Genomic DNA, 14,434 nt, shown 5'->3' with positions numbered 1-14,434 from the left:
TTCATATTGCCTTAAAAGTGATAAAATGGTAGGAAGAACTGGAGAGAGAATATGCCAAAAGAAGTGAATTTAACGGGCGATCAAGTGGTCGCTCTTACTAGAAAGTATTTATCATCAGAAGATGTTGTCTTGGTTCAAAAAGCTCTATTCTATGCAGTAGATCGACATAGAGGGCAATTTCGCCAATCAGGGGAGCCTTATATCATCCACCCGATTCAAGTGGCAGGGATTTTAGCTAAGTTGAAGTTAGATGCTATTAGTGTTGCTTGCGGTTTTTTGCATGACGTAGTAGAAGATACAAATGCGACTTTAGACGATTTAGAGCGCGAATTTGGACATGATGTGCGCGTGATTGTAGATGGTGTGACCAAACTTGGTAAAGTCAAGTATATGTCTCACGAGGAACAGTTGGCTGAAAACCACCGCAAAATGCTAATGGCGATGTACAAGGATATCCGTGTCATTTTGGTCAAGCTGGCGGATCGTTTGCACAATATGCGAACGATCAAGCATCTGCGCAAAGACAAGCAGGAACGTATCTCACGTGAAACCATGGAAATTTATGCTCCGTTGGCTCATCGCTTGGGGATTTCGAGCGTCAAATGGGAATTGGAAGATTTAGCTTTTCGATATTTGAATCCGACAGAGTTTTATAAGATTTCCCACCTGATGAAGGAAAAGCGTCGGGAACGTGAGGAGTTAGTGGACGAAGTGGTTCATAAGATTGAAACCTATGCGTCTGAGCGTAATCTTCATGGGGAAATTTACGGTCGTCCAAAACATATTTATTCCATTTATCGCAAAATGCAAGACAAGAAAAAGCGCTTTGATGAAATTTATGATTTGATTGCTATTCGTTGCATTTTAGATACGCAAAGTGATGTGTATGCCATGCTGGGTTACATTCATGAACTTTGGCGACCAATGCCCGGACGTTTTAAAGATTATATTGCCAATCGCAAAGCAAATGGTTATCAGTCTATCCACACTACCGTTTATGGATCTAAAGGTCCGATTGAGTTTCAAATTCGGACGAAAGAGATGCACGAAGTGGCTGAATACGGGGTTGCCGCTCACTGGGCTTATAAAAAAGGCATTAAAGGTCAAGTGGATAGCAAAGAATCTGCGATTGGGATGAACTGGATTAAGGAGATGATGGAACTCCAAGACCAGTCTAATGATGCACAAGATTTTGTAGATTCTGTTAAAGAAAATTATCTAGCTGAGGAAATCTATGTTTTCACACCGGACGGAGCTGTCCGATCGTTGCCAAAAGACTCGGGGCCTATTGATTTTGCGTATGAAATTCATACCAAAGTTGGTGAAAAGGCGGTTGGTGCCAAGGTCAATGGTCGCATGGTGCCGCTGACTACAAAGTTAAAAACAGGGGACCAGGTCGAGATTATTACCAGTACCAATTCATTTGGTCCAAGTCGTGACTGGATTAATGTTGTAAAAACAAGCAAAGCCCGCAATAAGATTCGTCAATTTTTCAAAAACCAAGACAAGGAATTATCCATTTCTAAAGGGCGCGAACTTTTACAGGCACAATTCCAAGAACATGGCTATGTAGCTAATAAATACATGGACAAAAAGCACATGGAAGAAGTCCTGCAAAAAACGAGCTACAAAACAGAAGAAGCTCTTTTTGCGGCGATTGGTTTTGGTGAGATTGGTGCGATTTCTATTTTTAACCGTTTGACAGAAAAAGAACGCCGTGAGGAAGAGCGTGCTAAAGCGAGAGCTGAAGCAGAAGAGCTTGTCAAGGGCGGAGAAGTGAAGCGTGAGAATAAAGAAACGCTGAAAGTCAAGCATGAGGGCGGCGTCATTATCCAAGGTGCGTCAGGGCTTTTGATACGGATTGCCAAATGTTGCAATCCAGTTCCTGGTGACGAGATTGTCGGGTACATTACCAAAGGGCGTGGCGTGGCGATTCACCGTAAGGACTGTATGAATCTGCGGGCGCAGGAAAATTATGAGCAGCGCTTGATTGATGTCGAATGGGAAGAAAATACCTCTACGAAGGAATACACAGCGCACATTGATATTTATGGTTTGAATCGAGCAGGTCTTTTGAACGATGTGTTACAAGTCTTGTCCAATACAACCAAAAATATCTCCACTGTCAATGCACAGCCAACGAAGGATATGAAATTTGCCAACATCCATGTTTCTTTTGGAATTGCTAATCTATCTATGCTCACAACAGTTGTAGATAAGATTAAGAGCGTGCCTGAAGTTTATTCTGTCAAAAGGACAAATGGCTAGGTGAGGACAGCAGAGCGGAAATGTTTTGCTAGAATTGCATTTTTGTGAATTAATTCACAAAATGTAACGGAAATTAGGAAGTTCAACAATGAAAATAGTGATTCAGCGTGTGAAGCGAGCTTCGGTATCAATTGATACCGAACTTTACAATCAGATTCAGCAAGGACTGCTGTTACTAGTCGGTGTAGCACCAGATGATTCTCAAGAAGATGTAGAATATGCAGCAAGAAAAATTGCCAATATGCGGATTTTTTCAGATGATGAAGACAAGATGAACTTGTCTATCAAAGATGTAAAGGGAGAGATTCTTTCTATTTCTCAATTTACCCTTTACGCAGATACAAAAAAAGGCAATCGCCCAGCTTTTACAGGCGCTGCGCAACCAGACTTGGCTAGTCAGTTATATGATGATTTCAACGAATTGCTAGGTCGAGAAATAGCTGTTAAAACAGGTGTTTTCGCAGCTGATATGCAGGTTGAGTTAGTCAATGACGGACCGGTGACGATTGTGTTAGATACGAAGAATCGTTGAGAAAATGATAAATAAAAAACGAGTCTGGACAAAACTGTTCCAGACTTGTTTGCTTTCTAGGATAAAACTCAATACGCATTGAGCAGTCTCTAATGTGTTGATGTTATCAGCTTCGACTTCCTTTTATATTTTTTCCACATAAAGCTGTTGAGCGATAACAGAGTTGACTTGCAGCTCTTTTCCATTGACCTTGAGCGCATACAGTTGAGCGTAAGGATCGTATTGCTCCAGTATCAGCGTATCTCCCAGATGTAAATCGTGTTTTTCCAAATATTTTAATAGTTCAAATTCATCGTGAACTCGTGCTAAACGATAGGTTCCAGCATTTTCAACTTGATCTAAAGTCAATTGGTATTTTTCGACCAATAATTCACCTTTTGCAGGAATGGTTCCGCCGTGGGGACAGGTTTCTGGGAAATTCAGCATTTTTTCTAAGCGCTCGACAAATAATTCTGAAACGGTGTGTTCTAAGACTTCCGCTTCTTCATGGATTTGATCAGTCGTATATCCCAAATCATGTACGAGAAAAGCCTCGATGAGTCGGTGCTTGCGATATAGCTCAGAAACAAGATGTAAACCAAGATCTGTCAGTAAATAACCACTTGTTTTATCTTTTACAATCAATTTTTCGGCTTTCATCTTTTTAATCATTTCTGTAACAGCTGGGGGAGATACCTGCATTTGGGCGGCAATTTCTTTATTTGTAATTTTTTGAGTATGCGTACCAATCTCATAAATACATTTGAGGTAATCTTCTTTGTTTGGGGTCATGTTGTCCTTTTACTCCTTATCTTACTAGTATATCAAAAATAACTTAAGAATACAGCCGATAACCGCTTGTTTCAGAGAATGAAAGGCTTATTATTCAAGAAGAATTTCAAGTAAAAAGGAACTGGCAATCAATTCCGGCTCCTTTTTCCATTTCTTATTTGCTAAGACCTTCTGAAATCTTATCTAAGTTCCATTTCATCATATCGTAGTAGCTATCTCCTTTTTCACCTTTTTCAGCGATTGAATCAGTGAAAATCTTGGCATAAATTGGAATTTTTGTATCTTTTGAAACAGTCTTCATTGGACGGTCATCAACACTACTTTCAACAAAGAGTGATGGCACTTTTGTTTTACGAAGTTTTTCAACCAATGTTTTGATTTGATCTGGAGTTCCTTCTTCTTCAGTGTTGATTTCCCAAATATAAGCAGATGGGACACCATAAGCTTTAGAGAAGTACTTGAAGCAACCTTCGCTGGTAACAATCATTTTCTTTTCAGCAGGAATATTATTGAATTTTGCTTTTGCTTCCTTGTCCAATGTTTCAAGTTTTGCAGTATAAGCTTTCAGATTCTTTTCATAAGTTTCTTTGTTTTTAGGATCTTTTTCAATCAAACGTTTTGCAATGTTTTTAGCATAAATGATTCCGTTTTCAAGATTTAGCCAAGCGTGTGGATCTTCTTTCCCTTTTTCATTTTGACCTTCCAGATAGATAACATCCACTCCATCACTTACAGCATAGTAATCTTTGTTTTCAGTCTTTTTCGCATTTTTGACCAATTTTGTAAACCAAGCATTTCCGCCGGTTTCCAAATTGATACCATTGTAGAAAATCAAATCAGCTTTTGATGTCTTTTTCACATCTTCTGGTAATGGTTCGTATTCATGTGGATCTTTTCCGACAGGAACGATACTGTGCAGATTGATTTTATCACCGGCAATATTTTTTGTAATATCAGCGATGATAGAATTGGTAGCAACAACATTCAATTTTGAATTCTTGGTAGATGTTCCTTTTTGACCAGCGCAGGCAGCAAGCCCGACGATGGCTAAAAACAGAACGGCGATAAAACCTAATTTTTTCATATAAGGTTCTCCTTTAATAAATGAAATACTAATTTTATTTTAGCTTGGGTTTATTTTTTAGTTTGTTAAATCGTTGTTTTGGAGCGATAAAGAAACTAATGGCAAAGATAATGGCGGATGTCAGTACAATGCTTGAGCCAGCCGCAACATTAAAGGTATAGCCAATGAAAAGTCCTAAGACAGATGCAATTGCCCCCAAGCTAGAAGACAAGATAATCATCGTTTTAAGACTGTTAGCGTAAAGATAAGCAGTAGCAGCAGGTGTAATCAGCATAGCAACAATCAAAATTGTTCCCACGCTTTGCATAGCTGTAACTGCAACCAGCGTCAAGAGAATCATTAAGAGATAATGATAAAAGTTGACTGGCATCCCCATCGCTTTTGCCAGAAGTGGATCGAAAGATGTAATCAATAATTCTTTGAAGAATAGTCCAATAATAATTAGAACAGCGATTCCTACACCAATTGTAATCCACATATCAATGTCTTGCACAGCTAAGATATTTCCAAAAAGAATATGGAAAAGGTCGGTTGAACTATTAGCAACTCCAATCAAAATGACTCCAAGAGCTAAAAAGGAACTAAACGTTATTCCAATGGCAGTATCACTTTTGATAATTGAATTTCCTTTAATATAAGTAATAATGACCGAAGCTAAAAGTCCAAAAACAATGGCTCCGATAAAGAAGTTGATTCCTAAAATAAAGGAGAGTGCAACTCCTGGCAAGACTGCGTGTGAAATGGCATCGCCCATCAAGGACATGCCTCTTAGGATAATGAAGCAACCAACTGCTCCAGCAACAATCCCGATGACAATGGCCGTAATCAGTGCATTTTGTAGAAAATGGAAATTTTGTAGTCCATCAATAAATTCTGAAAACATATTAAAGACCTCCATTCACAAAAAGCTGAGAACCGTAGGCTTTTTTCAAGTTTTCTTCTGTGAAAGTTGATGAAGTTTCCCCAATGGCAATGAGTTCTTTATTCAAAATTAAAACTTGATCAAAATAATGCGGGACTTTTCCTAAGTCATGGTGGACGATGAGAATCGTTTTTCCTTGTTCTTTTAGATTGCGTAGCGTTGTCATGATAATTTCTTCGCTGATCGAATCAATCCCGACAAACGGTTCGTCCAGAAAGATACAGTCTGCTTCTTGTACCAGACAGCGCGCAATCAAGACCCGTTGAAATTGCCCTCCTGACAATTGGCTGATTTGGCGTTCAGCATAATCCTCTAAGCCGACAATGCATAGTGCATTTGTCACTTTTTCCCATTCTTTATTTGTTAACCTGTGGAAAAGTTTCACTTTTGGATACAATCCAAGCGACACACATTCTTTCACTTTGATTGGAAAGTTGTAGTCAATGTGAATTTTTTGTTCCACATAAGCTACATGGCTAAGTACTTTTGAGAATTCTTTATCATCAAGGTAAGTTTGTCCAACATGATCAATGATGCCCAACATTCCTTTTAAAAGGGTTGATTTACCAGCTCCGTTGGGACCAATAACTCCCATGATAGTTGGGCCTTGGATTTCCAAAGAAATCTGATTGATAGCAAGTGTTTCCTGATAGGAGACACTTAAATTTTCGATACGTATCATTTTATACACCCCTACAGTTAATATACATTAAAACAAAAATTAAGTCAAGTTAATTTTTAGAATTTTTAAGAAAAATCAGAAGCAAGATTTGGCATAAAAATCTCTTTTGATAAAAGTTTGATTATTCAGAACTTTTTTGATAGGATTAAGATAAAACAATGAAAGCGAGAACAAGATGACACGTTTACAAGATGATTTTTTTGACTATGTTAATGGTGAATGGGAAAAAACAGCAGTTATTCCTGATGACAAGCCTATGACAGGTGGATTTATGGATCTGGATCAAGATATTGAAAAATTGATGCTAGCTACAACTGATAAATGGTTAGCAGGTCAAGATGTACCGGATGATCCAATCTTGCAAAATTTTGTGAAATACCATCGTTTGGTGGCAGATTTTGACGGACGGGAACAAGCAGGAGTTGCTCCGGCAATGCCGCTTGTGGAAGAATATAAAGCGCTTGGCTCTTTTAAGGAATTTGCAGATAAGATTGCTGAATATGAAATGGCTGGAAAGCCAAATTTCTTTACTTTTGATGTTGCTCCAGACTTTATGAATGCGCAAATGAATGTTCTCTGGGCCGATGCGCCTGGAATCATTTTGCCAGATACAACCTATTATGAAGAAGGAAATGAAAAAGGCAAGGAATTGCTGGCAATCTGGCGGAAAATGCAGGAAGAATTGTTGCCTAAATTTGGCTTTTCGGCAGAGGAAACAAAAGATATTTTGGATAAATATCTGGAATTGGATGCTAAATTAGCCAAGTATGTCCTCTCTAATGAAGAAAGTTCAGAATATGTGAAATTGTATCATCCTTACGATTGGGCAGATTTCACGAGGCTAGCTCCAGAATTGCCGCTTGACGCGATTTTTACAGAGATTTTGGGACAAATCCCAGACAAAGTGATTGTTCCTCAAGAGCGCTTCTGGAAAGAATTTGCAGCAGAATGTTATTCAGAAAAGAATTGGGAGCATTTGCATGCGGCACTGAAGTTATTCTCTACTGGAGCATGGACTTCTTTGCTCACTGAAGAAATTCGTGTCCTTTCAGGTACCTATGCACGCGCTATCTCAGGTGTCCCAGAACCACGTCTAAAAGAAAAGGCAGCTTACCAGCTAGCGCAAGGTCCGTATAACCAAGCACTTGGTTTGTGGTATGCAGGAGAAAAATTCTCACCTGAAGCCAAAGCTGATGTAGAGCATAAAGTTGCAGCGATGATTGATGTTTATAAGTCGCGTCTGGAAAAGGCAGATTGGCTTGCTAAGGAAACACGTGATAAAGCGATTGTCAAGCTCAACGTCATTACACCGCATATCGGCTATCCAGAGAAATTGCCAGAAACCTATGCGAAAAAAGTGATTGATGAGAATCTGAGTTTGGTGGAGAATGCTCAAAACTTAGCAAAAATTTCTATTGCGCATACATGGAGCAAGTGGAACAAGGAAGTGGATCGCAGTGAATGGCACATGCCAGCCTATATGGTCAACGCGTATTATGACCCACAGCAAAATCAAATTGTGTTCCCAGCAGCCATTCTCCAAGCGCCATTTTATGATTTGCATCAATCTTCATCAGCTAACTATGGTGGAATCGGTGCGGTAATTGCTCATGAGATTTCTCATGCTTTTGACTCAAATGGAGCTTCCTTTGACGAGCATGGTAGCCTTAAAAATTGGTGGAAACCAGAAGACTACGAAGCTTTCACAGCACGTACTCAAAAGGTGATTGAGCAATTTGACGGACAGGATTCTTACGGTGCTAAAGTCAATGGGAAACTAACTGTTTCAGAAAATATTGCAGACCTCGGTGGGATTGCGGCAGCGCTGGAAGCAGCTAAGAAAGAAGCTGACTTCTCTGCGGAAGAATTTTTTACTAACTTTGCTCGTATCTGGCGCATGAAAGCTCGTCCAGAATATATGCAAATGCTAGCAAGTGTAGATGTGCATGCTCCCGGAAAACTTCGGACGAATGTTCAATTGCCAAACTTTGATGATTTCTTTACAACTTTTGATGTTAAAGAAGGCGACGGCATGTGGCGCAAACCAGAAGATCGCGTGATTATTTGGTAATTTCAACGTTTGTTAGTAGCAGAAGAATATAAAGAGTGGCTCTATAATTTCTGTAGTGGGTAAAACCACTTTAGGAATTATGGAGCCTATTTTGTTGTAGAAAAAAAGTCCCATAAGACCTATAATGAAAAGTGACCAAACCATCATTAGAAAGAATCTTATGGAACAATTAAATTTTATCACAAACTTACTCGGAATTAAAGACAAAAATATCATCATTCTAGATTACAAGGACTCGGAGACTCATAAAGAAATCTTCGCCAAGCTAGATTATCCCGCTTCTAAATGCCTCCACTGCCAAGGACAAATGGCTAAATATGACTTTCAAAAAGAATCGAAAATCCCCTATTTAGAGTGTGCGGGATACAAGACTATGATTCGATTGAGAAAACGCCGTTTTCATTGTAAAGTCTGTGGGAAAATGGCTGTAGCTGAGACTTCCTTCGTCAAGAAAAATCACCAAATCGCAACTATCGTCAACCAGAAAATCACACAAAAATTGATTGAGAAAGTCCCTATGACTACCATCGCTGAAAGTTTATCTGTATCTACTTCCACCGTCATTCATAAATTGAAAGAATTCAAGTTCAAGACTGACCTTAGCTACCTTCCAGAACACATGAGCTGGGATGAATACAGCTTCAAGAAAGGAAAGATGAGCTTCATTGCACAGGATTTCGACTCTAGACAGGTCATAACTATCCTAGATGGACGAACTCAAGCGAGGATTCACAATCACTTCCTTCATTATTCTAGACCGGTTAGATGCCGAGTGAAAATCATTACCATGGATATGTTTAGTCCCTACTATGACTTGGCTAGGCAACTTTTTCCATGCGCTAAAATCGTCCTCGATCGCTTTTACATTGTACAACATCTCAGCCGGGCTATGTGTCGTATTCGTGTTCAAATCATGAAGCAATCAGATCGAAAGTCTCATGAATATAGGGCGCTGAAACGCTACTGGAAACTCATTCAACAAGATAGTCGAAAACTAAGTCATAAACGCTTTTATCGTCCGACTTTTCGTATGCACTTGACAAATCAAGAGATTCTTGACAAGCTGCTCTCTTACTCTCAAGAACTCAAAGAACACTATGAACTCTACCAACTCTTACTTTTTCATTTTCAAGAGAAACAAGCTGAACATTTCTTTGGACTCATTGGAAAAACAATTTCTTGTATAAATCCTATCTTTCAGACTGTTTTTAAAACCTTTCTCAAGGACAAAGATAAAATTATCAACGCTCTTGAACTCCCTTACTCAAACGCAAAACTAGAAGCTACTAACAACCTCATCAAGGTTATCAAGCTCAATGCTTTTGGCTTTCGGAACTTTGACAACTTTAAAACTAGAATTCTCATCGCTTTAAATATCAAAAAGGAGAGAACCAATTCGATCCTCTCCAGGATGTAACTTTTCGTTAACCCACTACAGTTGACAAAGAGTCAGGAATCCTCTGGTTTTTTTATCACAGGTTAAACCTAAGAAAAATAAATGAAAACTATCTTTCTCACGCTAGATTATTTATTTTTACGGCTTGCAAAGTACAATCCACCAGTCACTGCCATCAAAGCAAGTCCTGCAACTACTGCTGCGTTAGATGCTTTTTCGCCAGTATTAGGAAGTTGAGGTTTTTGTCCTGGTTTTCCTGGTTCTTTTGGTTTTTCTGGTGTTGGTTTAGCTTGGTCTGTTACAATCAGTTTATTACCTTCTGATTTTACAGTGTTCCCATTTGCTGATTTTACAGTTACTTTGCCGTCTTTATCAACTGTGAACGTAATATCTGTTACTGCTAGGTAACCTTCTGGGGCTGATTCTTCATGGAAGACATATTCACCTTCTGCTAATTTAAGCGTGTGGCTCTTACCTTCTTCTGATGTCCATTCTGCAATGACACGGTCACCTTGCTTAATTTGAATCTTAGCTCCGGCAATTTCTTTTCCGCCAAGATTTACCTTGCTAAATACTACGTCTTTTTCTTTTGGTTTTTCTGGTGTTGGTTTAGCTTGGTCTGTTACAATCAGTTTATTACCTTCTGATTTTACAGTGTTCCCATTTGCTGATTTTACAGTTACTTTGCCGTCTTTATCAACTGTGAACGTAATATCTGTTACTGCTAGGTAACCTTCTGGGGCTGATTCTTCATGGAAGACATATTCACCTTCTGCTAATTTAAGCGTGTGGCTCTTACCTTCTTCTGATGTCCATTCTGCAATGACACGGTCACCTTGCTTAATTTGAATCTTAGCTCCGGCAATTTCTTTTCCGCCAAGATTTACCTTGCTAAATACTACGTCTTTTTCTTTTGGTTTTTCTTTAACTCTAACTGTAATCAAGTTTTGAATGTTACTTTTAACAGAAACATAGATATCAACTTCCATTAAGTCGTTTATGAGAGCATCTTTTGAAGCGTCCTCAGCAGCCGAACGAAGTGCAGCCTTTTGATCTTTTTGGAACTGATATCGATAGGTGGTATCATATTGATTAGTTTTACCTTGTTGGTAGTAGTATTCGTTTTGAGTTACAGTGTAGTTTATATCGGGATGAGTCGCCTTATAGTACAAGATTCTCTTTAATTTTTTAACATCAGCGCTTTTAGAGTCCGAGTAATTCAATATTTGCTCATCTGTAGCATTTATAATCTTAGTATAGTTATCCTTGGTAGTGGAATAGCTTGGACTATGATGATTTGACTGCAAACAGAGTGCCCAAAGAGCGTCTACATTGCCACTAGAATCTACAACTTTTCGATTATCAGCCGCATCATAGGCGGTATATTTCTTACCGTTACTATCTGCATGAACAAGCGTATAACTTAAACCGACGATAGCTAGTATAGAAGTGACCAGTACCGATATCTTCATTAGTAAATCTTTCATTTCCTAAATATCCTTCTCTATTTTTTAGACAATAAATAAAGTGAGGTTACTCCTCCAACACTAAGAATACCACACCAAATAATCGTCCATTGTCAGTATATATATATATATATATATATATATTATTTGTCAAGTATTTACAGCAAATTATTCAAAAAAGATGGCTCCATAATTCCTACAGTGGTTTTATCCACAACAGAAATTATAGAGTCATAAAATTTAAAATAAGGGAATTATATACCTGTTTACACAACTACAAAGTATAGTTGTCAAATTTACAAAAATCTTATTTTAAGATACTATATATTGTGATTAGGGTAAAGTGCTATATAGTTCCCTAAAATAAAATCTCCAGCAAAAGTTAATTGAGATTAGTCACACAATAAATTCAGTTAGTCAAAGCACGCTTTTCTCTAATTATGCCTTTTAAAATCGCTTAAAAATGGTATAATAATAACATCACAAAATTGGAGTGAATCAATGACTTTTTATAATCACAAATCAATTGAAAAAAAATGGCAAAATTATTGGGTGGAAAATCATACGTTTAAAACAGGAACAGACGCTGACAAACCAAATTTTTATGCGTTGGATATGTTCCCTTACCCGTCTGGTGCTGGTCTTCACGTAGGACACCCAGAAGGCTACACGGCGACTGATATTCTTAGTCGTTTCAAACGTGCGCAAGGCTACAACGTTCTTCACCCAATGGGCTGGGATGCCTTTGGACTACCTGCCGAGCAATACGCAATGGATACAGGTAATGACCCAGCTGAGTTTACGGCAGAAAATATTGCCAACTTCAAACGTCAAATCAATAGCCTTGGTTTCTCATATGACTGGGATCGTGAAGTCAATACAACTGACCCTAACTACTATAAGTGGACACAGTGGATTTTTACAAAATTGTATGAAAAAGGTTTGGCATATGAAGCAGAAGTGCCAGTAAACTGGGTTGAAGAACTAGGAACGGCCATTGCCAACGAAGAAGTGCTTCCTGACGGGACATCTGAACGTGGTGGTTATCCAGTTGTTCGTAAACCAATGCGTCAATGGATGCTTAAAATCACAGCTTATGCTGAACGCCTCTTGGAAGATCTAGATGACCTTGATTGGCCAGAGTCTATCAAGGACATGCAGCGTAACTGGATTGGTAAATCAACTGGTGCCAATGTTACCTTTAAAATTAAGGATACGGATAAAGATTTCACTGTCTTTACCACTCGCCCAGATACCCTCTTTGGTGCGACTTATGCTGTTTTAGCGCCTGAACATCCACTTGTTGATGTGATTACAACACCAGAACAAGCGCAAGCTGTTGCTGACTACAAACATCAAGCAAGTCTTAAATCTGACCTTGCTCGTACAGACCTTGCTAAAGAAAAAACAGGTGTCTGGACTGGTAGCTATGCCATTAATCCAGTAAATGGCAAGGAAATCCCAATCTGGATTGCAGACTATGTTCTTGTAAGCTACGGTACTGGTGCTATCATGGCGGTTCCTGCTCACGATGAGCGCGACTGGGAATTTGCTAAGCAATTCGGCTTGGAAATCGTTCCCGTTCTTGAAGGTGGAAATGTTGAGGAAGGAGCTTTCACAGAAGACGGTCTTCACATCAATTCTGGCTTCTTAGACGGCCTTGATAAAGCACAAGCTATCGATAAAATGGTTGACTGGCTGGAAGCAGAAGGTGTCGGAAACAAAAAAGTAACTTACCGTCTGCGTGACTGGCTCTTCAGCCGTCAGCGTTATTGGGGTGAACCAATCCCAATCATCCACTGGGAAGACGGCACAACAACAGCTGTTCCAGAAGAGCAATTGCCGCTTGTATTGCCAGTAACCAAAGACATCAAACCTTCAGGTACAGGTGAAAGCCCACTTGCTAACTTGACCGATTGGCTGGAAGTGACGCGTGAAGATGGTGTCAAAGGCCGTCGTGAAACGAACACCATGCCGCAATGGGCAGGTTCAAGCTGGTATTATCTGCGCTACATTGACCCACACAATACGGAAAAATTAGCTGATGAAGAACTGCTTAAGGCTTGGCTGCCAGTTGATATTTACATTGGTGGTGCTGAACATGCCGTGCTTCACCTGCTCTATGCACGCTTTTGGCACAAAGTTCTATATGACCTTGGTGTTGTTCCAACTAAAGAACCCTTCCAAAAACTCTTTAACCAAGGGATGATTCTGGGAACAAGCTATCGTGACCACCGTGGCGCCCTTGTAGCGACAGATAAAGTTGAAAAACGTGACGGTTCTTTCTTCAATATCGAAACAGGTGAAGAATTGGAACAAGCTCCAGCTAAGATGTCTAAATCTTTGAAGAATGTTGTTAATCCAGATGATGTAGTGGAGCAGTATGGTGCAGATACTCTTCGCGTTTACGAAATGTTTATGGGGCCGCTTGATGCATCTATTGCTTGGTCTGAAGAAGGACTTGAAGGCTCACGTAAATTCCTCGACCGCGTCTATCGCTTGTTGACAACAAAAGAAATTGTTGCAGAAAACAGTGGCGCACTTGATAAAGTCTACAACCAGACAGTCAAGGCAGTGACCGAGCAACTTGAGGAACTCAAGTTTAACACAGCCATTGCTCAATTGATGGTATTCGTCAACGCTGCCAATAAAGAAGACAAACTCTTTGTTGGCTACGCTAAAGGCTTTGTACAATTGTTAGCACCATTTGCACCACACCTTTCTGAAGAATTGTGGCAAACATTGACACAATCAGGTGAATCAATTTCATACGTTCCTTGGCCAACATGGGATGAAGCAAAACTCGTTGAAGATGAGGTTGAAATTGTCGTGCAAATCAAGGGCAAGGTTCGTGCAAAACTTGTGGTCGCAAAAGACTCAAGCCGTGAAGAGCTTGAAAAGCTTGCCCTTGCCAATGAAAAAATCCAGTCTGAAATCGCTGAAAAACAAGTGGTTAAGGTGATTGTAGTCCCTAACAAACTTGTTAATATTGTTGTCAAGTAATAGGTTCTGTTAGCCTTATCTGCAACCTTCAATAACGTTTCAAGCTGTTGGAGCTACCTAAATTGGTGAATATTGTTGCGAAATAAAAGAAAAATGAGGATTCTGACAACATTTGGAATCCTTTTTTGCTGACTTAAACTAAAAAAGCTTAAACTTAAAAACAAGAAAAATAAAAAAAGATGAAAAAAGGTATTGACAAGAAGAGGAGGAGGTGATATACTAAGATAGTTGTCGCTTGA

The 14,434-nt window shown here is 39.2% G+C and carries 10 protein-coding genes; 5 read left to right on the top strand and 5 right to left on the bottom strand.

Going from position 1 to position 14,434, the window contains the following annotated elements; all coding sequences use genetic code 11:
• The first annotated feature begins 51 nt into the window (after positions 1–51).
• Together ANG_RS09530 and dtd are read left to right on the top strand one after the other, a co-directional pair.
• The gene (locus ANG_RS09530) at positions 52–2,268 is read left to right on the top strand and encodes a RelA/SpoT family protein (RefSeq protein ID WP_025271963.1); all 2,217 of its coding nucleotides are present in this window, start codon (positions 52–54) and stop codon (positions 2,266–2,268) included.
• An 88-nt stretch (positions 2,269–2,356) separates the two neighbouring features.
• Entirely contained in the window at positions 2,357–2,800 is a 444-nt protein-coding gene (dtd, locus tag ANG_RS09525) for a D-aminoacyl-tRNA deacylase (protein ID WP_003037601.1), read from the top strand.
• Between the two features lie 123 nt (positions 2,801–2,923).
• On the opposite strand, the gene ANG_RS09520 is transcribed toward dtd, so the two are convergent.
• From ANG_RS09520 to ANG_RS09505, 4 genes are all read right to left on the bottom strand, one after another.
• Entirely contained in the window at positions 2,924–3,571 is a 648-nt protein-coding gene (locus tag ANG_RS09520; RefSeq protein WP_003037587.1) for a metal-dependent transcriptional regulator, read from the bottom strand.
• Between the two features lie 154 nt (positions 3,572–3,725).
• Complete coding sequence (locus tag ANG_RS09515; protein ID WP_003037619.1) at positions 3,726–4,655, bottom strand: metal ABC transporter substrate-binding protein; 930 nt, start codon at positions 4,653–4,655, stop codon at positions 3,726–3,728.
• Positions 4,656–4,689: 34 nt separating this feature from the next.
• Positions 4,690–5,538 (bottom strand): metal ABC transporter permease, encoded by an 849-nt coding sequence (locus ANG_RS09510; RefSeq protein ID WP_003037625.1) that lies wholly within the window; start codon positions 5,536–5,538, stop codon positions 4,690–4,692.
• 1 nt (position 5,539) lies between these two features.
• A complete protein-coding gene (locus tag ANG_RS09505; RefSeq protein ID WP_025271962.1) occupies positions 5,540–6,259 on the bottom strand; it encodes a metal ABC transporter ATP-binding protein in 720 nt (239 codons plus the stop codon).
• Positions 6,260–6,434: 175 nt separating this feature from the next.
• Between ANG_RS09505 and ANG_RS09500 the strand changes: the two genes are divergently transcribed.
• Positions 6,435–8,330 (top strand): M13 family metallopeptidase, encoded by a 1,896-nt coding sequence (locus tag ANG_RS09500; protein ID WP_025271961.1) that lies wholly within the window; start codon positions 6,435–6,437, stop codon positions 8,328–8,330.
• Between the two features lie 160 nt (positions 8,331–8,490).
• Positions 8,491–9,747, top strand: coding sequence for an ISL3 family transposase (locus ANG_RS09495; RefSeq protein WP_051338008.1), 1,257 nt, complete (start codon positions 8,491–8,493; stop codon positions 9,745–9,747).
• 107 nt (positions 9,748–9,854) lie between these two features.
• On the opposite strand, the gene ANG_RS10690 is transcribed toward ANG_RS09495, so the two are convergent.
• Entirely contained in the window at positions 9,855–11,213 is a 1,359-nt protein-coding gene (locus tag ANG_RS10690) for a SpaA isopeptide-forming pilin-related protein (protein WP_025271959.1), read from the bottom strand.
• Positions 11,214–11,693: 480 nt separating this feature from the next.
• Between ANG_RS10690 and leuS the strand changes: the two genes are divergently transcribed.
• Entirely contained in the window at positions 11,694–14,195 is a 2,502-nt protein-coding gene (gene leuS, locus ANG_RS09485) for a leucine--tRNA ligase (RefSeq protein ID WP_003033359.1), read from the top strand.
• Positions 14,196–14,434: the final 239 nt, after the last annotated feature.

The sequence above is a fragment of the Streptococcus anginosus subsp. whileyi MAS624 genome (assembly GCF_000478925.1).
Lineage (GTDB): Bacteria > Bacillota > Bacilli > Lactobacillales > Streptococcaceae > Streptococcus > Streptococcus whileyi.
Note: the sequence above shows the minus strand (reverse complement) of the source record. Positions and strands in the feature narration are given on the sequence as shown.

Excerpts from the sequence above, each read along its gene's own strand:
- ANG_RS09530 (WP_025271963.1), top strand. The coding sequence starts at position 52 with ATGCCAAAAGAAGTGAATTTAACGGGCGATCAAGTGGTCGCTCTTACT.
- dtd (WP_003037601.1), top strand. The coding sequence starts at position 2,357 with ATGAAAATAGTGATTCAGCGTGTGAAGCGAGCTTCGGTATCAATTGAT.
- ANG_RS09520 (WP_003037587.1), bottom strand. The coding sequence starts at position 3,571 with ATGACCCCAAACAAAGAAGATTACCTCAAATGTATTTATGAGATTGGT.
- ANG_RS09515 (WP_003037619.1), bottom strand. The coding sequence starts at position 4,655 with ATGAAAAAATTAGGTTTTATCGCCGTTCTGTTTTTAGCCATCGTCGGG.
- ANG_RS09510 (WP_003037625.1), bottom strand. The coding sequence starts at position 5,538 with ATGTTTTCAGAATTTATTGATGGACTACAAAATTTCCATTTTCTACAA.
- ANG_RS09505 (WP_025271962.1), bottom strand. The coding sequence starts at position 6,259 with ATGATACGTATCGAAAATTTAAGTGTCTCCTATCAGGAAACACTTGCT.
- ANG_RS09500 (WP_025271961.1), top strand. The coding sequence starts at position 6,435 with ATGACACGTTTACAAGATGATTTTTTTGACTATGTTAATGGTGAATGG.
- ANG_RS09495 (WP_051338008.1), top strand. The coding sequence starts at position 8,491 with ATGGAACAATTAAATTTTATCACAAACTTACTCGGAATTAAAGACAAA.
- ANG_RS10690 (WP_025271959.1), bottom strand. The coding sequence starts at position 11,213 with ATGAAAGATTTACTAATGAAGATATCGGTACTGGTCACTTCTATACTA.
- leuS (WP_003033359.1), top strand. The coding sequence starts at position 11,694 with ATGACTTTTTATAATCACAAATCAATTGAAAAAAAATGGCAAAATTAT.